Origin of the sequence: Paenibacillus sp. PSB04, from assembly GCF_025809195.1 — a bacterium.
GTDB classification, from domain to species: domain Bacteria; phylum Bacillota; class Bacilli; order Paenibacillales; family Paenibacillaceae; genus Paenibacillus_AQ; species Paenibacillus_AQ favisporus.
Map to the genome: position 1 here is coordinate 3,106,986 of NZ_CP081301.1, position 18,436 is coordinate 3,125,421.

Annotated in this window: 17 protein-coding genes; 10 read left to right on the top strand and 7 right to left on the bottom strand. The window is 54.5% G+C overall.

Going from position 1 to position 18,436, the window contains the following annotated elements; translation table 11 throughout:
* Window positions 1-82: 82 nt before the first annotated feature.
* Entirely contained in the window at window positions 83-1,210 is a 1,128-nt protein-coding gene (locus K2F33_RS14305; protein WP_263882063.1) for a GNAT family N-acetyltransferase, read from the bottom strand.
* Window positions 1,211-1,464: 254 nt separating this feature from the next.
* On the opposite strand from K2F33_RS14305, the gene K2F33_RS14310 reads away from it, so the two are divergent.
* Window positions 1,465-2,541 (top strand): SDR family oxidoreductase, encoded by a 1,077-nt coding sequence (locus K2F33_RS14310; protein WP_263882064.1) that lies wholly within the window; start codon window positions 1,465-1,467, stop codon window positions 2,539-2,541.
* A gap of 206 nt (window positions 2,542-2,747) precedes the next feature.
* On the opposite strand, the gene K2F33_RS14315 is transcribed toward K2F33_RS14310, so the two are convergent.
* A complete protein-coding gene (locus K2F33_RS14315) occupies window positions 2,748-3,122 on the bottom strand; it encodes a winged helix-turn-helix transcriptional regulator (RefSeq protein WP_263882065.1) in 375 nt (124 codons plus the stop codon).
* A gap of 236 nt (window positions 3,123-3,358) precedes the next feature.
* Between K2F33_RS14315 and K2F33_RS14320 the strand changes: the two genes are divergently transcribed.
* The 3 genes from K2F33_RS14320 to K2F33_RS14330 all read left to right on the top strand — a co-directional run bounded on the left by K2F33_RS14320 (window position 3,359) and on the right by K2F33_RS14330 (window position 7,588).
* Window positions 3,359-4,054 carry a GntR family transcriptional regulator gene (locus K2F33_RS14320; RefSeq protein WP_263882066.1) on the top strand — a complete coding sequence of 232 codons (696 nt, stop codon included), beginning with the start codon at window positions 3,359-3,361 and terminating at the stop codon, window positions 4,052-4,054.
* Window positions 4,051-5,748, top strand: coding sequence for a dihydroxy-acid dehydratase (gene ilvD, locus K2F33_RS14325; RefSeq protein WP_263882067.1), 1,698 nt, complete (start codon window positions 4,051-4,053; stop codon window positions 5,746-5,748). The genes K2F33_RS14320 and ilvD overlap by 4 nt, the downstream gene beginning before the upstream one ends.
* Before the next feature lie 289 nt (window positions 5,749-6,037).
* Window positions 6,038-7,588 (top strand): potassium/proton antiporter, encoded by a 1,551-nt coding sequence (locus tag K2F33_RS14330; RefSeq protein WP_263882068.1) that lies wholly within the window; start codon window positions 6,038-6,040, stop codon window positions 7,586-7,588.
* Window positions 7,589-7,643: 55 nt separating this feature from the next.
* Here the strand turns inward: K2F33_RS14330 and K2F33_RS14335 are convergent, their stop codons facing one another.
* Window positions 7,644-8,030 (bottom strand): DUF1634 domain-containing protein, encoded by a 387-nt coding sequence (locus tag K2F33_RS14335; protein WP_076173676.1) that lies wholly within the window; start codon window positions 8,028-8,030, stop codon window positions 7,644-7,646.
* On the bottom strand, window positions 8,027-8,866 hold the full coding sequence (locus K2F33_RS14340) for a sulfite exporter TauE/SafE family protein (RefSeq protein WP_076173677.1): 840 nt from the start codon (window positions 8,864-8,866) through the stop codon (window positions 8,027-8,029). The genes K2F33_RS14335 and K2F33_RS14340 overlap by 4 nt, the downstream gene beginning before the upstream one ends.
* Before the next feature lie 229 nt (window positions 8,867-9,095).
* Between K2F33_RS14340 and K2F33_RS14345 the strand changes: the two genes are divergently transcribed.
* Window positions 9,096-9,551 carry an Lrp/AsnC family transcriptional regulator gene (locus K2F33_RS14345; protein WP_076173678.1) on the top strand — a complete coding sequence of 152 codons (456 nt, stop codon included), beginning with the start codon at window positions 9,096-9,098 and terminating at the stop codon, window positions 9,549-9,551.
* 138 nt (window positions 9,552-9,689) lie between these two features.
* Complete coding sequence (locus K2F33_RS14350) at window positions 9,690-10,568, top strand: EcsC family protein (protein WP_263882069.1); 879 nt, start codon at window positions 9,690-9,692, stop codon at window positions 10,566-10,568.
* A 217-nt stretch (window positions 10,569-10,785) separates the two neighbouring features.
* Here the strand turns inward: K2F33_RS14350 and K2F33_RS14355 are convergent, their stop codons facing one another.
* The 3 genes from K2F33_RS14355 to K2F33_RS14365 form a co-directional block, all read right to left on the bottom strand.
* On the bottom strand, window positions 10,786-12,051 hold the full coding sequence (locus K2F33_RS14355) for an MFS transporter (protein WP_076173681.1): 1,266 nt from the start codon (window positions 12,049-12,051) through the stop codon (window positions 10,786-10,788).
* 113 nt (window positions 12,052-12,164) lie between these two features.
* Window positions 12,165-12,791: an AIM24 family protein gene (locus tag K2F33_RS14360; RefSeq protein ID WP_263882361.1), complete on the bottom strand. Its 627-nt coding sequence runs from the start codon at window positions 12,789-12,791 to the stop codon at window positions 12,165-12,167.
* Between the two features lie 114 nt (window positions 12,792-12,905).
* On the bottom strand, window positions 12,906-13,328 hold the full coding sequence (locus K2F33_RS14365; protein ID WP_263882070.1) for an MreC domain-containing protein: 423 nt from the start codon (window positions 13,326-13,328) through the stop codon (window positions 12,906-12,908).
* 271 nt (window positions 13,329-13,599) lie between these two features.
* Here K2F33_RS14365 and K2F33_RS14370 point away from each other — a divergent pair, with 271 nt between their 5' ends.
* The 4 genes from K2F33_RS14370 (at window position 13,600) to K2F33_RS14385 (ending at window position 18,347) form a co-directional block, all read left to right on the top strand.
* The gene (locus K2F33_RS14370) at window positions 13,600-13,761 is read left to right on the top strand and encodes a hypothetical protein (RefSeq protein WP_167372909.1); all 162 of its coding nucleotides are present in this window, start codon (window positions 13,600-13,602) and stop codon (window positions 13,759-13,761) included.
* A gap of 389 nt (window positions 13,762-14,150) precedes the next feature.
* The gene (locus tag K2F33_RS14375) at window positions 14,151-14,849 is read left to right on the top strand and encodes a hypothetical protein (RefSeq protein ID WP_089548472.1); all 699 of its coding nucleotides are present in this window, start codon (window positions 14,151-14,153) and stop codon (window positions 14,847-14,849) included.
* A 175-nt stretch (window positions 14,850-15,024) separates the two neighbouring features.
* Window positions 15,025-15,984: a helix-turn-helix transcriptional regulator gene (locus K2F33_RS14380; protein ID WP_076173689.1), complete on the top strand. Its 960-nt coding sequence runs from the start codon at window positions 15,025-15,027 to the stop codon at window positions 15,982-15,984.
* A 308-nt stretch (window positions 15,985-16,292) separates the two neighbouring features.
* Window positions 16,293-18,347 carry a peptidoglycan D,D-transpeptidase FtsI family protein gene (locus K2F33_RS14385; protein WP_412973986.1) on the top strand — a complete coding sequence of 685 codons (2,055 nt, stop codon included), beginning with the start codon at window positions 16,293-16,295 and terminating at the stop codon, window positions 18,345-18,347.
* Window positions 18,348-18,436: the final 89 nt, after the last annotated feature.

Here is an 18,436-nt window from a genome sequence, read left to right on the forward strand (position 1 = left end):
ACGAAGGAGCCGTCCGGGTATACCGGGACGGCTCCTTTTCTTTGGGTTGGACGCGTATGCACCAGCGCTGTAGCCGCTGCTGTTAAATATAATGCAGTCCGGATAAATAAGGCAGAGGTATCGTACAGAAATCCTCCGGCGCCCCCGCCAGGTGGGGAGACTCGGGATCAAACAGCAGCGACAGCAAACCGCTGTCATCCAGCACGAGTTCCTGTCCCTTGTTTGTGACCGTGTATGATCTGCCGCCGGCTTCATCGATGCGGATAAAGGATTGCCAGTCCACCTTGAGCAGCGGGGAACACTGCGTGAGCAGGCTGTGGGCGTCCGCGATCCATACGGTGCCGCTGTTCGGGCCGGATTGGACCGCGGCGCCGGCCTGCTGCAGCAGTTTCAGCAGGGCTTGCTCCTGCCAAGGCACCGGAACCTCCAAGCGCTGAATCCGGTGGCGCTGGAGCATTTCGGCCAGCAGCCGGGCGACGGCCTGCGGATGGCCACCCCACTCGACGGCCTTGGCCGGTTCGCCGGACGTCGAGGATTCAGGAGCCGTTGGCACGGCAGCGGCCAGAAAGGCTGCTATCGCGCCGTCTTTGCGAGCGGTGAGCGTTTCTTGGCGCATCATGGTGATGTCCGCGATGGCGCTGCTGCCCAGCAGCGTGAGCAGCTGTGCGGGGCCCTGCTCATAGGCCGGGGAAGCGCCGGAGAGGATCGCGGAGATGCCGAACGTATCCTCCGGCCGCATAGGGCTGATGCTCCATTCATCTGTATCCGGTTGCAAAAGGGCTGCCGCGCTGCCGCGATCCAGCATGGCATAATGGACTCTGCCAAAATCGTAGCAGCCTGCCCGGCGGTACAGGGAACGGCCGCCGGATACGAATACGAGGGAAGCCCCGGAGCGGCGTGCATGCTCCATGCATTCCGCCAGAAGCGTGCTGGCCAGATTTTGCCCGCGGAAGTCGGGGTGTGTGCATACCGAACCGATGCTGAACACGTTCAGCCTGGCTTCCCCGATCCGCACCACGTCCGGCGCCAGTCCCATGAACGCCACCAGCTCGCCCTCATCGGTGAACGCGCCATAGGAATGGCTGACACCCGGATGAAACAGGGCCGGAAACGATTTGCCCATAGAGGGCTGGCCGGGCTTGCCAAATACAAGGTCCGACAGGTCTGCGGCCTGTTGCAATTCATTTGAATTAAGCAGCCGAATCTTCAAGTTATACATGCCTCCTCATCCGTCATGCTAGTTGTCAAATAGGTCGAGAATAAGTATAGCCCTCTAACGGGATAAAGTGAAGATGGGCGAGCCATTTCCTCAATTGAAAAAAACAGATGCCCGGAAAGCCGTTGTCTGCTCCAACGTTACAAAAAAGTGCTTAAATGACTTTGAAGTGCGTACTTCCCGAGGGCGCAATCCGGGTGCACAATAGAGCCATCACCAAGCACAATAAACAAAGGAGCTGACATTCCATGAATGATCATAAATCGGTTAAGGAAGAACGGAAAGTGGCATTGGTCGTCGGGGCCAATGGGGTGATTGGACGCAATCTCATCGACTATCTGCTGACGCTGCCGGAGTGGGAAGTGATCGGGGTATCCCGGAGGGGAGGGGAGGACCGGGAGCGGGTCCGCTATATCGCGGCGGATCTGCTGGACCCGGAAGATGCCCGGCGCCGCCTGGGCGCGCTTCCCGAGGTGACGCATCTGTTCTACGCCGCTTATCAGGACCGTCCGACCTGGGCCGAGCTGGTGGCACCGAATTTGGCCATGCTGGTCAACAGCGTCGAGGCGGTCGAAGCGGGATCGCCGGGGCTGCGGCATGTCAGCCTGATGCAGGGGTACAAAGTGTACGGTGCGCATCTCGGCCCGTTCAAAACACCGGCCAAGGAATCGGATGCCGGTCATATGCCGCCCGAGTTTAATGTGGATCAGCAGCAGTTTTTGGAGAAACGGCAGCAGGGGAAGGCTTGGACGTGGTCGGCCATTCGTCCTTCGGTGGTCGCGGGTTTTGCATTGGGCAATCCGATGAATCTGGCCATGGTTATCGCCGTATACGCGTCCATCTCCAAGGAACTGGGCATTCCGCTCCGTTTTCCGGGGAAACCGGGGGCCTATCATACGCTGATGGAGGTTACTGATGCCGGGCTTCTTGCCAAAGCTACCGTGTGGGCCGCAACCGATCCGCGGTGCGCGAATCAGGCGTTCAATATCAACAACGGGGATCTGTTCCGGTGGAACGAGATGTGGCCGAAGATCGCCGCTTACTTCGGAATGGAGACGGCGCCGCCCCTTCAGATGTCCCTAGACGTCGTTATGGCCGACAAAGAGCCGTTGTGGAATGACATGGTCCAAAAGCACGGGCTTGCCCTGCATTCTTATCAAGAGGTTTCTTCCTGGGGCTTCGGCGATTTCGTCTTCTCCTGGGATTACGATTTTTTCGCCGATGGGACCAAAGCCCGCCGCTTTGGCTTCCATGAGTACGTGGATACAGAAGAGATGTTCATGAACATTTTCGATGATTTGCGCCGGCGTAAGGTCATTCCGTAACGCGTGGGTTTGGCCGTCATGCCTATGATAACCCCAACGTATATAAAGAGAGGCTGCCCCTGATCTTGCAGGGATGCAGCCTCTTTGTTTATATGCTTCTGATCCTTCCGAGTCATGCCGCAGGATCTCTCTTGGCGCCGCCGGTGCCTTTCAAACAACCGATCTGCCGATGGACGCCTGCCCCTTGCAGGCGGCAACCCTGCTTGTTAAGGCGCGGGCTCCAACCGGGAGTTTTCTCGGATGACCGCCGTCCCCTGGTACTTTTTATCGACATGCATTTCTCCCCATCGGCACATCATGTGCAGCAGCTCCTTCATGCTCCAGCCGTATTCGGTCAGTTCATACTCGACCTTGGGAGGAACCTCATTGTAGATGATGCGCTGAATGATGCCCTCGTCTTCCAGTTCGCGCAAATGCTGGGTCAGCATTTTCTGGGTGATGGAAGGAATAAGATGCAGGAGCTCATTGTTCCGCTTTTTACCGAAGGTCAGATGAAACAGGATGACCGGCTTCCACTTGCCGCCGATCACCTCCAGGGTTACTTCCACCGCTGTATTGTATACTTTCACCGGTTGATCCATACGTTCGCACCTCCGTAAGTAAGGGGCTGTTCGCCGCCGACTTCAAGTCATCTCTACGGTACAGGATAACCTGGGGCCGCAGGGAGCGATAATCCGTCTGATTATTTCCAATATAGCATGACTGGTTGCGATCCGCATAACAGGCGACGGGAAATGGGAGGGCATTTCATTTTTATTCTTGAATTTAATATATGTATGCGATATATTGCATACATAAGATAAAGGAGTGAGCGATCATGCCGATCCCTAAAAGTTATTCCTCGCCTGTGCGTATGACCGCCAAGGAGCGGGCCTTCAGCCAAATTCAGAGATGGATTATCGACGGCACCCTTCAACCGGGAGAAAAACTGGTGGATGCCGAGTTGGCGGAGGCGCTGGGGGTTTCCCGCACCCCCGTACGCGAGGCACTGCAGCTGCTGGAAGTCCAAGGGCTTGTAGAAATGCACCCGGGAAGGGATACACGCGTTCAGACGGTCGAGAAGGATGACATTCTGAAAATGTATGCTACCCTGGCTGCTCTGCATTCCCTGGCGGCTGAAACGGCTGCGACTCAAATTTCGGCGGCGCAGATCGAACAGCTGAAGGGGCTTAACGCCGATTTCGCCGCCGCGATCAAGCAGGGACAGCCGTACCAGGCGATGGAGCTTGACGAGCAGTTTCATAACCTGATCGTGGACGCTTCGGATAATGCCTACGTTGCATCCTTCAGCGCCTCGCTGCAAATCCATATTCGGAGGTTTAAGTATGTTTTTCTGGCCCAGCCGGTGTCGGCAACCGCTGCCTCGGCAGAAGAGCATGCCCGCATCATCGAGGCGTTCGAGAAGAAGGATGCGGCGCTGGCCGCCTCGGTGATGAAGCAGAATTTGCTGAGACCGATGAATGAGCTTTATGCATTCATTCAAAACCACTCGGAAGGAGACGATTCGAAATGACGAGTCAAGATCGATCAGATCTGCGGATTCGCAGCAAAGTCATCAGTGAGGGCGTAAACCGGGTCCCGAACCGGGCCATGCTCCGTGCGGTCGGATTTAAGGATGAGGATTTCAAGAAGCCGATGATCGGCGTGGCCAGCACCTGGAGCGAAGTGACACCTTGCAATATGCATATTGATGAATTGGCCAGGGAAGCCAAGAAAGGCGCTCAGGCCGGCGGCGGGGCTCCGCTCATATTCAATACGATCACCGTTTCCGACGGCATTTCGATGGGGCATGAAGGCATGCTGTTTTCGCTGCCCAGCCGGGAAATTATTGCCGATTCGATCGAAACCGTCGTGAACGCCGAGCGTTTTGACGGCCTGGTAGCGATCGGCGGGTGCGACAAGAATACGCCGGCCTGCCTCATGGCGATCGGACGCATGAATCTTCCCGCTGTATACGTCTATGGAGGCACAATTCAGCCTGGATCGCTGAACGGCCGAGACGTAAATATCGTGACGGCCTTCGAAGCCGTCGGGCAGTATCATGACGGCAAAATGACTCCCGAGGAGCTCCATCAAATCGAGTGCCACGTTTGTCCGGGTGCCGGAGCCTGCGGGGGAATGTACACGGCCAACACCATGGCTGCGGCCGCGGAAGCGATGGGCATGAGCCTGCCTGGTTCCTCATCGACGGCGGCCATCGCAAGCGGAAAAGCCGATGAGTGTGCGAGGGCGGGAGAAACGGTGATCCAGCTTCTCGAAAAAGGGATTTATCCAAGAGACATTATGACGAAAAAGGCATTCGAGAACGCCATTACCGTCGTCATGGCTCTGGGGGGATCGACCAACGCCTTTCTGCATCTGCTGGCCATCGCCCATTCCGTTCAGGTCGATCTGACCATTGATGACTTCGAGCGGATTCGCAAGAAGGTGCCGCATCTTGCCGATCTGAAGCCGAGCGGCCGGTATATGATGCAGGATCTGAGCGATGCCGGGGGTGTCCCTGCGGTCATGAAGCTGCTGCTTGAAGCGGGCCTGCTTCATGGCGATTGCATCACCGTAACCGGGCATACGATCGCGGAAAATTTGGCAGTGGTGCCGCCGCTGCGGAGCGGCCAGAACGTCGTCAGACCGCTGGATCAGCCGCTGAAGCCTACAGGGCCGCTCGTGCTGCTGAAAGGTAATTTGGCGCCGGATGGGGCCGTAGCCAAAATGTCCGGCCTGAGCAGGCTGTCCTTTACCGGGCCTGCCCGTGTATTTGACAGTGAAGAAGAAGCCACGGAAGCGATCGTGAGCGACCGGATCCGGAAGGGAGATGTCGTCGTCATCCGCTACTGCGGACCGAAAGGCGGTCCCGGCATGCCGGAAATGCTGTCCGTCACCGCCATGATTGTGGGCAAAGGACTGGGCGGTGACGTGGCGCTTCTGACTGACGGCCGGTTTTCCGGCGGCTCGCACGGTTTTGTGGTGGGACACGTGGCTCCGGAAGCTCAGGTCGGCGGTCCGATTGCCCTCCTTCGGGAAGGGGATATCATTACCATCGACAGCGAAACCCAGGAAATCAATATGCAGGTCAGCTCCGAGGAGCTGGAGGAGAGAGCGAAGCAGTGGTTCCCGCCGCAGCTGAAGCATTCCGCCGCCGTGCTGCGGAAGTATGCGCGGCTCGTATCCTCGGCATCCAAAGGAGCCGTCACGGACGAAGACGTTTAAATTGTAAGCAGGGGGCACCGCGATAGAAGCGGTGCTCCCTTTTCTATTTACCATGATCCGCTCATGTCCAATAAGCCCGCATAATCCCGCCTTTATTTGGAAAATGTAGACCCATGATTCCCCTTTTCAGAGGGCTGTTCTCACCGTCAATTGACGGCCTAAAGGGGAGGGGACATACCGCTTTTGTTTGTAACATTAGTTGCTTGGTTTATATATAACTAGGGCAATTTTCTTGTTCGCAACCGAAATTAAGGCGTGTTTACATTCCATTTTAAAGAGGCGAGGCTGTTTGGATTCCACAACACTGGTTAATTCACTTGTTCTATTAATGGCCGGCCTGCTGCTCGTCGGCGTACTGACCACCAAATTTTCCTCAAGATTCGGCATGCCGGCCCTTGTGCTGTTTATCATCGTTGGCATGCTGATTACGCGGTTCGTGTATTTCAATAACGTCCTCATCACCCAGATCGTCGGGATTTTGGCGCTGATTGTCATTTTGTTCGAAGGGGGCATGCAGACGAAGTTTGCTGATATCAAGCCGGTCATCAAGCCGGCCCTGTCGCTGGCGACGGTGGGGGTGCTGCTGACGACCTTTATCGTCGGCGTCTGCGCCAAGTATATTTTGGGCGTGTCCTGGGTGGAAGGCTTTCTCTTCGGTGCCATCGTCGGATCGACGGATGCGGCCGCGGTATTCTCGGTGCTTGGAGGGAAAAATATCAAAAAGCGTCTGACCTCCACCCTGGAAGCCGAGTCCGGCAGCAATGACCCGATGGCCGTCTTTCTTACCGTCTCCCTGATCGAATATGTTCAGCATCCCGAGGCGGAAATCTTCCAAATGATCCTGTCGTTTTTCTGGGAAATGGGCATCGGCCTGGTCATGGGGCTGCTCATCGGCAGGCTGGCGGTTTACGTCATCAACAAGATCAATTTCGATTCGTCCGGACTGTATCCCGTGATGGCGCTCGGATTCGCCATTCTTGCGTACAGCGCCACCTCGGTGATCCATGGCAGCGGGCTCCTCGCCGTCTACGTGACGGCTATCGTCATGGGCAATTCCGATTTGGCCTATGGGCGTTCGATTATGCATTTTAACCAGGGGTTCGGCTGGATGATGCAGATCGTCATGTTCGTGCTGCTCGGCCTGCTTGTCTTTCCATCCGAGCTGCCGGGCATCGTCGGGGAAGGTCTGCTGCTCTCCCTGATTCTGATGCTGATTGCAAGGCCCGTTGGCGTCTTCCTCAGCACGCTCGGGATGAAGTATTCTTTCCGGGAAAAGCTCCTCATTTCCTGGGCCGGCCTGCGCGGAGCCGTACCGATCGTGCTGGCGACTTATCCGATGCTGGCGGATATGGAACACGGACGGCTATTTTTTAACGTGGTGTTTTTCGTCGTGCTGACTTCGGCTATTATCCAAGGGGCGACCATTTCCCCGTTTGCCGGGAAGCTGGGGCTGGCGGGAGAAATCAAACCGTCCAACCCTTCGCTCCTGGAGCTGACGGCCTTAGGCAAAGCCAAATCGGAGATCAACCACGTGGACGTCAACGAGACGATGGCGATCGCCGGCAAGGAAATTTCCGAGCTCGACCTGCCGGAGGACATTTTGTTTACAGCGATCATCCGCAACGAACAGATCATCGCTCCGCGTGGGAACACGAGAATCGAGTCGGGCGATACGGTGTATGTGCTGAGCCCGAAGGCGAAACGGAAGCAGGTGAAAGCGATTCTGACTTCGCCGGCGCTTCCGGTAGTTCATCTCAACGAAGAGAAGCAGAAGTCCGAAGAGGCCACTAACATCATACCGCCTAAAGATCCGGACGACCCTCCGGAACAGGAAACTTAATACAAAAGCCCTGCCTTCTTTGCGAAGAAGCAGGGCTTTTTGGAATGCCGGAGTTTCAGGCTTTTCCCAAGATAAAGCTGATGATCAGTATCAGCAGCACCAGGGTGGTAATCCCTGTATACAGCTTGTCGCCTTCGCGCACAAATACCCAGATGGAAATAGCGACGCGCAGTACGGGGGTCAGAATGAGAAGGATCAATCCGGCCGTGATGACGGCATAAGGCTTGAACGACGCGATTCCGCTCACAATATCGGGGAGGCTGTGCGGGTAAGAGCTGCCGGGGTATCCGCTGCTTCCCTCCATAAAAAAGAGCACCAATCCGACGATGATGACGGCTGCGCTCAGCACGACGCCGACCCGGAGCCAGCGGCTGACGGCCAGCTCCACCTCCAAAATATCTTTCTGCTGCCGCTCTTGACGTTGCTCGTTCGTTTCGCTCATTTCGTCAGTCCCACTCCTTCCAAAATCATCTGCACGGCCACGTACGCCAGCACCGGAATGAACAGCAGGCGGATCGTCTTGCTTTTGAGACGCTGCATAATTTGCGCTCCGACGGTCGCTCCGGCCAGAACGCCGAGAGCCACCGGTCCGGCGATATGCGGATCGATATCCCCGCGCAGCAGGTAAACCCCCGCGCTGGCCGCCCCGGTCACGCCCATCATGAAGTTGCTGGTGGCGGTCGAGACCTTCAAAGGAAGCTTCATGAACACGTCCATGGCCAGCACTTTGAAGCTGCCGCTGCCGATGCCGAGCAGGCCGGATACGATTCCAGCGCCGTACATGACGGAGAAGCCTCCGTAGACGTTTCCGGCATGGTAAGGGACGTCCTGCTTGATGGCTTTGTCATAATAGCTTCCTTCAAGCCGAAGCTTCTTGGCAGCCGGGCTCATGCTGACCTCACCGGCGGCACCTTCGCTCTTCTTCTTGATCATATTAAACGCGGAGTAGATGAGCAGCAGCCCGAAGATGATATAGAGCAGATTAGGAGCGATGATGCCGCCGATGAACGCTCCGGTGATCGCCCCGATGGTCGTGGCGATTTCCAGAAACATCCCGACCCTCATATTGGTGATCCGGTCGCGGATGTATGCGATGGCGGAGCCGCTTGAAGTGGCGATGACGGATATGATGCTGGCGCCGATGGCATGCTCGATGCTGACGCCGAATAGAAGCGTCAGCGCCGGCGTGACGATGATGCCGCCTCCGAGACCCAGCACCGATCCGACGATGCCGGCCAGAACGGAGATGAGCAGAATTTCCAAAGATAACGTAATCACATGAGTACACCTGCCTGTATCAGAAAATAAGAGTCCGGATTGCGCTCTTCCGCCGTGTCCCTGTACACTAAAAACACGGGGCTAATCGCATCCGGATGCCGTAGGACGGATTCATTATACACCGTTTGTATAATATTAACCATACAAACGGACGATATTTATGTAGTTTGTTTTTACAATGTAAAATACAACGAAGCAATGAAGCTTATGCCGGGAGAGGAAGAAAGCCATGAAATTCAAACACTTGGACGAAAAAGACAATATGATTCTGGATCATCTGCTCGATAACGGCAGGCTCAGCCATGCCGAGCTCGGCCGGTTTGTGAACCTGACGCGGGCTGCCGTGCGGGAACGGGTCAATGGCCTCATGGAGCAGGGAATCATCGATAAATTTACGGTGATTGTCAACCCGCTGAAGGCCGGAAAAAGCATGTCGGTGTACTTCTTGATCGAAGTGGAGTGGAACCTGCTTGAGACCGTTGCCGAAACGCTGCTGGCGGATGATGAAATCACGAGCGTCTACCAGATGAGCGGCGGCCCGCACCTGCATGTCCATGCATTGATGGATGACCAGGAGCATGTGGAAAAATATTTGCGGAAGCTCCAGATGGTGGAAGGCATCACGAACGTGCACAGCGAGTTTCTGATCCGCCGGTTCAAAGAGCGGGAAGGCATACAGATTTAAGATGTCCATCATGCAGCTGCATCCATGCGGTCTTTCTCGTTTATCATGCCTATCTTTGTATGTGGGTAGCCGGATCGCGGGAAAGGCGTATCGGGGCCGTGTTACATGAACAACCAATTTTGGGAGGTGTCTGGACAGATGGAGACCAAAGATCAGCTGGAGCAGGAATTAAGGCGGATTGAAAAATGGGAGAAGGATCAGAAAAGCGCGTGGTTTTGGGAAAAATGGAGCCGGCTGCCGTTTATGCTGCTGGACCGGCTGACGCCGAAAGTGATTCAGGACAAGCTGGCCGAAGGGCTTGGCGAGGTCGGACGGTTTCTGCAGACCGGCGGGCAGTATTTGGTGCAGCGCAGATCTATTCTTAAGCGGCTTGAGCGGACGCATTCGCTTATGGGAAGCGGTCCGGAGGGAAGCGGAGCGCCGGAACCGGCGGATGGGCATGACGGCGGGGATGGAGCCGGACTGACGCTCGCCGAGGCGGCGAATCTGCCGCTTGCGGTCATGGACAGCGTGGCGGATGAACTCACCGCGAGCCGCGCCAAGCTTGCCGCCGCCCAAGGGGCCACAACGGGCATCGGCGGCGTATTGACGCTGGCCATCGACATCCCTGCGGTGCTGGGCCTCTCTTTGAAGGTGCTGCAGGAGATCGCCGTTTGCTACGGATACGATCCGAGGGATGAGAAAGAGCGCCTGTTTATCGTCAAGTGCCTGCAGTTTGCATCGGCCGACATCGTCGGCAAAAAGGCGGTGCTGGACGAGCTTGGTCAGTTTGACGGAGACCACGCGCCGGCCCAAGTCATGTCGCAGATTCAGGGCTGGCGGGAAGTGGTGCAGACGTACCGTGACAGCTTCGGATGGAAAAAGCTGTTCCAGCTCGTGCCGATTGCCGGGATTTTCTTCGGCTCCATCAGCAACAAGGGCACGATTGAGGATGTGGCCGAAGCCGGAAAAATGCTGTACAGGAAGCGCCGGATTGTGACCAAGCTGCGCTCGGAGCAGCCGGATGGTGAGGCATAGGGAGGCCGCGGCCGGTAAGGTGCAGTAGGACCCGCTGGGAGACGGCCTAACTTGGGTCGGGCAAGGGACTGTTATATTTACTCATGGGCCATAGAGATAACGGCAGTCTGCACAACCGCATATGCCGGCAACCTAAAAGGACCGCCACCAGGCTTATTATAAAGCCCAGGGCGGTCCCTTTTTGCAGATGAATCGCTTGGACGCGCAACAACGCTGATCAGGCTTCCGTTCCCTCGGACCACCGGTTCAGCAGCTTGTCGGACGGAAGCAGATAAGTCAGAATGCCAAGCAGCGGCAGGAAGCTGCAGATCTGCATGACGGTCGTAATGTCTACAATATCGGTCCATTTACCCAGCACGAGTGCGCCAAGGCCTCCCATTCCGAAAGCCAGGCCGGTAATAAGGCCGGAGACGGTTCCGATTTTGCCGGGGAACAGCATTTGCGCATACACGACCGTCACCGAGAAGCTGGAGAAGACGATCAGGCCGATGATCGCCAGCAGCACGCCGGACCAGAACAGATTCGCATAAGGCAGAAGGATGGCCAGCGGAGCAGCAAGGATCATCGAACAGAAGATCATGTTCCGTTTGCCGAACCGGTCGGCCAGCGGACCGCCAAAGAACGTGCCAACGGCGCCGGCTGCAAGGAACAGGAAAATGTAAACCTGCGCGTCGCTCACGGAAAGGTGGAAATTCTCCATGAGATAAAATGAAAAGAACGTGCTGATGGACGAGCTGTACCAGGAACGGACGAACACGAGCAGCACCAGCAGCACGATCGCGAAACGGACGCGGGAGCGCACTTCCGGCCGCAGCTGGCGCGCCTGCGTTTTCTTCTTCTGGTACGCCCCGGTGCGCAGGCGGTTGCCGTACCATCTGGCGATAAAGATTTGGACCGCAATGCCGGCCGCGGCGACGACGGTAAACCAGATCGAGCCGAACAGGCCGAGCGGGATGAAAATCCACATCGTCAGCACGGGAGCCAGGGACTGCCCGGCGTTGCCGCCAACCTGGAAGATCGACTGGGCCAGCCCGCGGCGCGTTCCGGAGGCCATGTGGGATACCCTCGAGCCTTCCGGATGAAAGGCGGCCGAGCCCAGGCCCACAAACACGACGGCCAGCAGCACGGCCGGATAGGTGGTGGCGAAGGCCATCAGCAGCATCCCGGTGAAGGTGAAGCCCATCCCGATCGGGAGCAGCGCGGGCGTCGGCTTGCGGTCGGCGAACCATCCGACCACCGGCTGCATGATGGAGGACGTAAAGTTGATCGCAAAGGAAATGATCCCGATCTGCGTATAGGTCAGGTGCATGGACGACTTCAGAATCGGGAAGATCGCCGGGATGACCGATTGGATCGAGTCATTAAACAGATGCACGAGACTGATGGCGATGAGGATCCGGTAGACCGTGGCCGACATATCCGGCTGCGTCAGCGGCTGCTGTCCACTTGGCGGCGAAGTCTTGGTCATCGTTTGAACGGACATGTTACCTCCTTGTGTTTGAACTCAAGAAGGATCGGCTATGTACATGTCAGGTCCTCTTTCGTTCGGAATGTTTAAGGAGATTATATGTCAGATTCAGGCAAACCGTATACCCCTTACTTGATAAAAACTCCCCCGAACGGAATGATCTCCCGCAGCACCCGCTTGATCAGCCCGTCGTTGTTCAGGTCCTTCTCCAGGTGGCTGCTCCGGTGTCCGGCCTGAAACAGCACCGTTCCCACACCCGTCATTTTAAAATGATAATTCATGTGCTGGCTGGCCAGCGTATTGCCGTAAACCGTCAAGTCGAGCTTGGCATTCTCGGGATAAGCGATCACGCTTCCCGCGTCAACGTACAGCGGCTCGTCCGGATGAAGCTCCGCTTCCAGGACCATGCCTTCGGTCAGGACGCCGATCGTGCCCGTCCCGGCAAATTTCACCTTGACGGCGTCACGGGTAATCAGCATATTCTTCGCGCTCAGAATCCGCGTTTTCATAGTGATGCCGGAGCTGTAAAAAAATAAATGCCGCAGGTCGTACAGCAAATCGCTGCCGCCGGCAAGCTCAATCGGCTTGACGCTGTAGCCGGGAGGCAGCGCTGCGGTAAAACTGCAGCTCCCCCGCATATCTGCCTGGATCAGCTTTTTCTTCCGGTACATCCCCTTGATATTCATCAGCCGGTCGGTCCGCCCGTCGGACGGTCCCCTGTAGGCGATGATCTGCTCCGGATGCAGAAAGTGCATCGCTTCCCCTTGTTCCAGCAGGAAGGTCACGGCTTGTCCGCTGTCCGGGCTTGCATGTTCCAGTATCGACAGATTCAATGGCAATTCCTCCTACTTCGGACTCCGGGTTTGTCGCTAGATCCGGTTGGCTCTGCGCATGAAGTACCGCATAATGCGGATAAAAACAAAATACCCGGCGGCAAGAGCAACCACCGTGACCAGCATAACTTTCAGCTTATGCTCCCTGGCTGCCCTGGCCTGATTGGTTTCCTGCAGCGCCTGAACGGTTTCGGACAGCTTCTTGTTCTGCGCCATCAGCTCGGCGTTCTGCTTCTGGTACTGCTTCGCGTTGGCTTGAGCCCGGTCGAGGTCGTCCAAGGTTTCCCGGTAGCTCTCCTTCAGCCGGTTGACTTCGCTGGGGAGGCCGGAGAACGTCTCCACCCCTTTATAAAAATCGTCGAAATAATTCGCTTTGGCGGAAGTCTTGAACAGCATCGTGCCGCATATGACAATCATCACCGCACATAATAGGCGGATGAGCGATAAGTTCCGGTTCATAAAGCAACAACCTCCTGCATAGAGTTATAGAAAGTGAGGGTTGTCCATCACGCAGGACAGGCCGGAGCCGTCCATAGAATATACTCGAAAACCGGCGGAAAAGTTCCACTTTCGTCCATTTTTGCCGGACCGGTTTCAAATGGCGCCCAAAGCGGGTAAATGAAAAAGGAAGCCGGATGACGTACCAAAAGGCGGACAGAAGAGCCAGTCCCAGGAATAGAAGAAGCCCTCTCAAATATACGAATATATACGACATGAAAAGGAGCAATGAATGATGCGTGAAACAGAACAACAATATAAAAAGATTATGATTACCGTTAACGGCGAGCCTTTGGGCAAGGAGCTGTGGATTGACAAAATTACGTATGCACCGGTTCAAATCCGCGAAACGGCCGGTCCAAACGAAACCAAAATGAATGCAATTGTCAGTTAATGTCTAAATAATACCATATTTCAACACGCAAAAGACCTGGAATCCTTCGAGATTCTGGGTCTTTTTTCGCATGGGCGAAATTTATGCCGATAAAAAAAGTTGGCCGCTTCGAATCTACACTACACGTTTCGACATTTATTTCAATTTCGTTCTTTTATACTAGTTTAGGACAAATCGTAGGACTTTTTACATAAAGATGCATTGAAGTGAAAAAGCCGCGGTAAAGGGAGTGGTTTACTCGAAAAAAAGGAAGAATCAGGTAGAAAATAGTGGAATGTTGTGATATTATTTACAAATATATGAATACGAACGTATGTTCCGTGACAAGATGCTGTCAGCCAATATTGGTACGATATAAAGACGATGAATTAAGATAGGGGTGAACATCCATGCAGTCAGGTATACAGGATCAATTTACATGGAACCGCAATCATATTTTTGCCAGCGGAATGAATAAGGCTATTCTACTAGTCGAGTGGTACGGAGGAACGCTGCGTCCTGCCCGGAGGCGAACCTCCCCTAAGCTTATCGCCCGGGATGTGGAGCTGCACTTGTGGCTGGAACCGCATGTGACCTTGCTGCGTATTTACGGGGCAAAGGCAAGAAGAGGACTGAATCATTCATTGATCGTGCCGCTGGGGCATCTGCAGGACGGAGTCAAGCAGTTCTTTGCGATCGAGCTTGCCCTTGAGCCGCAAAGTCCAGGTCTTCATGGGGTTATCTCGGCCCAGTGGCGTTATAAGGAGCGGAACAAGGAGCGGATTAAGGAGCTCCCCGTCAAAGAACTTTATCTGAATTACACGTATCACATGGGGCTTTTGCGTCAGCCGGAGGATTTCCACGTCCATAAGCATGTGAAACTTCTGGAAACACCGGGAGTAGTCAAGGAAGCCATCAGGCTGTTCGAATTCGGCGATATTGAGCATGGGGAATGGGTGCTCCGCCGCAAGGGGGACGAGCTGCTGATCAGCGCGGCCCGGAACGCGGACGGCCGTTTGCTGGCCGAGGCCGACATGCTGTACCAGCTCAGCGAGCACTATGTAGGAACTTACATGAATAGGAATACTTCTTTGGTTAGAAACGGGTAAGGAGTCGCATGTATACCCTGCCATTTCAAGTACATATTTTTCAAGAAAAAATAGCAAAAACGAAGGGGATGGTCTTTGGAACATGAAAGCAGGATTCACTTTGCTACAAGTCGAATGGACTACTTCGGAAGTTGAGATATGAGTCTAATTTACTATACGAGCTAGGAGAATCCACATGACAGACAGACTGATCCGACTAATGCGCATTATCACCCTGGTTCAGGCCAAGCCCGGCATTCTGGCCAGGGAGCTTGCGGAGCGTTGCGGCACCAGCGAGCGGACGATATATCGCGATATGGATGCCCTGAGCGCCATGCACATTCCGATTACCCATCAGGGGCATGGCAAAGGGTACAGGTTCATCGGGGATTTTGCCTTGTATCCGCTGGATTGGACGGAAGAGGAAATGTCCGCTTTCGCGGCGCTTCCTTCCATTATGAATCAGATTAAACCGATCCTGCCCGCGGCGTTTGAAAGTGCATATGAGAAAGTCATGGCGGCGAACCATAAGCGAAGAGCAGATTCCGCGGTAACAGAGCAGCAAGAAGCGATGACATCGGCGGACAAGTCTGCGGCAGCGATACGGGATCAGCCGCCGTTTCTCATCCCGATCCTCATGGCCACCTTGTCCCAGCATACGATCCAGGCGGAATACGTTCTTTCTGACCGCCGGGAGCGAAAGTCCGGAAGAATCGATCCTTACTGGCTCGTACCTTGGAAGCAGCGCTTTTATCTGGTCGGCAGGAGCCATTCGGAAAGGAATATCCAAATTTACGCTCTTAGCAATTTTCAGCAGGTAGAAGTTTTAGATGACGTATTCGTCAAAGTACATATGCATGTTCAGCAAGAGTTGTTGGATCCTTATCATGAGCAGCACGAGCAAGACCAAATACAGTTTAAAATCAGGATCTCTCCCCGGATGGCGAGTATGTTCAGAACTGAGGCGTTTATTCCCCCGATGCGAATGGCGGAGAGCCGGGACGGCAGTCTGATTGTGGAGTTATGTGTAACCAACGTGGTTGAATTTATAAGCTGGCTGTCCCAGTATGGGGCGGAAGCCGAAATCATGGAGCCCGTATTTTACAGGGAAATGATGAAACGAAATTTACGCAAATGGCTTGCTTTATACAAATGATACAGGATCCCCGCACTTTATTGCTCACCCTGCAACAGGGAAATGCCAGCAGTTGACATCCCCCTGCCCGATGGATGCTGGCCCTGTCTTTTCAACTCCTCCGCATGCTTGGCAGCGACTTCAGGTATAGTTTCCCGCCTCATTCGAGAATCCAACGATGAAAGGCCGACTTCGCTTGAGTCATTACGATACAGCCCAGGAAATCGTATATTTATCATTTTCCTATCATTCTCCTCACTGTCAAGATATGTTAAAATTATGGGGAATGTTTTCCAGTATGAGATGAGTGCAAGGAAGTGGGGAGATCGGTGAACAATTTTTTGGGAAGGAACGTGAAAGGCGATAAGGACAATGAGCCCAAGTCCGGGCTTAACTTACGGGTGAATTTGTTTTTTTTCAGCACCTTCGTCATATTTTGCGTCATTATTATCCGGCTGGCCGTCATACAATTCGTCGAAGCGGACACGCTGACGGAGAAAGAAACCGGGCAAAACACGAAAAATATTCCGCTCCCGCCTGCCCGTGGAGATATTTTGGACGCGACCGGAACCAAACTGGCTTTTTCTACGCCGGTACAGTCGCTGTACATAACCCTTCAGAAGGATTACAGCAACGCGACGGAAAAAAGCAGGAAGAACCGCGCGGAAGCATTGCAGTTGGCTCAGAAAATAGCGGATGTATTTAACGGATTGGGGGACCCGATCAAGAAGGAAGACATCATCGAAGCGATGGACCTGGACTCCAAGAAAGAGCACGGGTATTATCCGCGCCGGATCAAGATGGATTTATCACAGCGGGAGATCGCCTATTTCATGGAGCGGAAATCCGAATTTCCGGGGATCGAAATTATTGAGGAATCAAAGCGGACGTATAACCCGAATACGATCGCAGTGCAAACGGTCGGATACATTAAGAGCTTCAAGCATACGGAGTCGTTAAAAGAGTATGACGAGGCGCGCAAAGACCAGAAGGATCCCGGACTCGTCTATACGCCGGATGAGCTGGTCGGGGTCGACGGTGTCGAGATGTCCTTTCAAAAAGAGTTGCGGGGCAAAAACGGGTATAAAGTGGTCTCGGTAACGCCGGGCAACATTGTTGACGGTGTTGAGGAGATCGTCCCGCCCGAGAAGGGGAACGACGTCTGGCTGACGATCAACAAGCAGGTGCAGCAGACGGCGGAGCAGGCGATCATGGACCAGCTGGACTGGGTGCATCACAATCCCGTGTCTGGTGAGACGCATCCCAATGCGCTGACGGGATACGCCGTTGCCATGGAGGTGGATACCGGCAAAATTGTGGCCATGGCCAGCATGCCTGACTATGACACAAATGTATGGGCGGACGGGGGGATCTCCGATAAGGATTATGAAAAGATCAAGTTCAATTACCAGAATGGGACCATTACTCCCATTTCCTCAGGTAAATCAGGCCACAACATGGAGTCCACGCTGCTGCTCGGTTCCACGATGAAGCCGCTCAGCGTGCTGGTCGGCCTGAAGGAGCATTTGTTCTCGACGACGACACCCTATAACGATGTCGGCATTGCGTATTTCGGCAAAGAGAGGAAAGCTGTACGGAACTCACAGAACCATGCTTACGGATACCTCCGCACCCCGGCTGAGGCCATCGAGCATTCGTCAAATACCTTTATGGTCGAAATGGTCGGTGACAGGCTGTATTCAAAATATAAAAACAAGGGCGGTACCTACAACAAGGGCATCGACGTCTGGGACAACTATATGAAGCAGTTCGGTTTAGGGGTATCAACGGGGATCGATCTCCCCAATGAATTTCTGGGCAGAAGGGAGTATATGCCCGACAAAAACGGCAAATTTCCGCAAACGGGCAGCGCCCAGGGTTCTCTCGTCTATGCTTCCTTCGGCCAGGAAGGCAAGTATACAACCCTCCAGCTCGCTCAATATACCGCCACACTAGCCAACGAAGGGGAACGCATCAAGCCACAGATCGTCAGCAAGATTACCGACCAGAACGGCAAGGTGATCAAAACGTTTAAGCGTGAGGTGCTGAACAAGACCGACGAGTTTGACAAATCGTATTGGAATCTTGTGCGGCGAGGGATGAACACTGACGTAAAGTCGGCGTTTGCAGGCTTCCCTTATGATTTTGCTAGAAAAACAGGTACCTCTGAGCAGTGGGCAGATGGAAAAAACCGGGATAACGGTGTCTTTATCGCCTATGCCCCGCGGAACAATCCGAAGCTGGCCGTCGCCGTCGTCATTCCGGAAGGGGGCTTCGGCGCATACAGTGCGGCTCCGATCGCCCGCAAAATTTTCGATGCGTATGACCAGGAATACGGACTCGACGGGGTACCGAAGAAAAACAAGCAGGCTGTGAACCCGTAAGACCGTTCGAAAAAACGGCCATTCGGCTTAGCAGCTTCACTGACGTCTGCTCCAATAGAACAATGCTTTCATATGTATATATTGGATGA

What these genes read in the sequence shown, in the direction of transcription:
- K2F33_RS14310 (WP_263882064.1), top strand. Translation starts at nt 1,465, where the DNA reads ATGAATGATCATAAATCGGTTAAGGAAGAACGGAAAGTGGCATTGGTC.
- K2F33_RS14315 (WP_263882065.1), bottom strand. Translation starts at nt 3,122, where the DNA reads ATGGATCAACCGGTGAAAGTATACAATACAGCGGTGGAAGTAACCCTG.
- K2F33_RS14320 (WP_263882066.1), top strand. Translation starts at nt 3,359, where the DNA reads ATGCCGATCCCTAAAAGTTATTCCTCGCCTGTGCGTATGACCGCCAAG.
- ilvD (WP_263882067.1), top strand. Translation starts at nt 4,051, where the DNA reads ATGACGAGTCAAGATCGATCAGATCTGCGGATTCGCAGCAAAGTCATC.
- K2F33_RS14335 (WP_076173676.1), bottom strand. Translation starts at nt 8,030, where the DNA reads ATGAGCGAAACGAACGAGCAACGTCAAGAGCGGCAGCAGAAAGATATT.
- K2F33_RS14345 (WP_076173678.1), top strand. Translation starts at nt 9,096, where the DNA reads ATGAAATTCAAACACTTGGACGAAAAAGACAATATGATTCTGGATCAT.
- K2F33_RS14350 (WP_263882069.1), top strand. Translation starts at nt 9,690, where the DNA reads ATGGAGACCAAAGATCAGCTGGAGCAGGAATTAAGGCGGATTGAAAAA.
- K2F33_RS14355 (WP_076173681.1), bottom strand. Translation starts at nt 12,051, where the DNA reads ATGTCCGTTCAAACGATGACCAAGACTTCGCCGCCAAGTGGACAGCAG.
- K2F33_RS14360 (WP_263882361.1), bottom strand. Translation starts at nt 12,791, where the DNA reads ATGCACTTTCTGCATCCGGAGCAGATCATCGCCTACAGGGGACCGTCC.
- K2F33_RS14365 (WP_263882070.1), bottom strand. Translation starts at nt 13,328, where the DNA reads ATGAACCGGAACTTATCGCTCATCCGCCTATTATGTGCGGTGATGATT.
- K2F33_RS14370 (WP_167372909.1), top strand. Translation starts at nt 13,600, where the DNA reads ATGATGCGTGAAACAGAACAACAATATAAAAAGATTATGATTACCGTT.
- K2F33_RS14375 (WP_089548472.1), top strand. Translation starts at nt 14,151, where the DNA reads ATGCAGTCAGGTATACAGGATCAATTTACATGGAACCGCAATCATATT.
- K2F33_RS14380 (WP_076173689.1), top strand. Translation starts at nt 15,025, where the DNA reads ATGACAGACAGACTGATCCGACTAATGCGCATTATCACCCTGGTTCAG.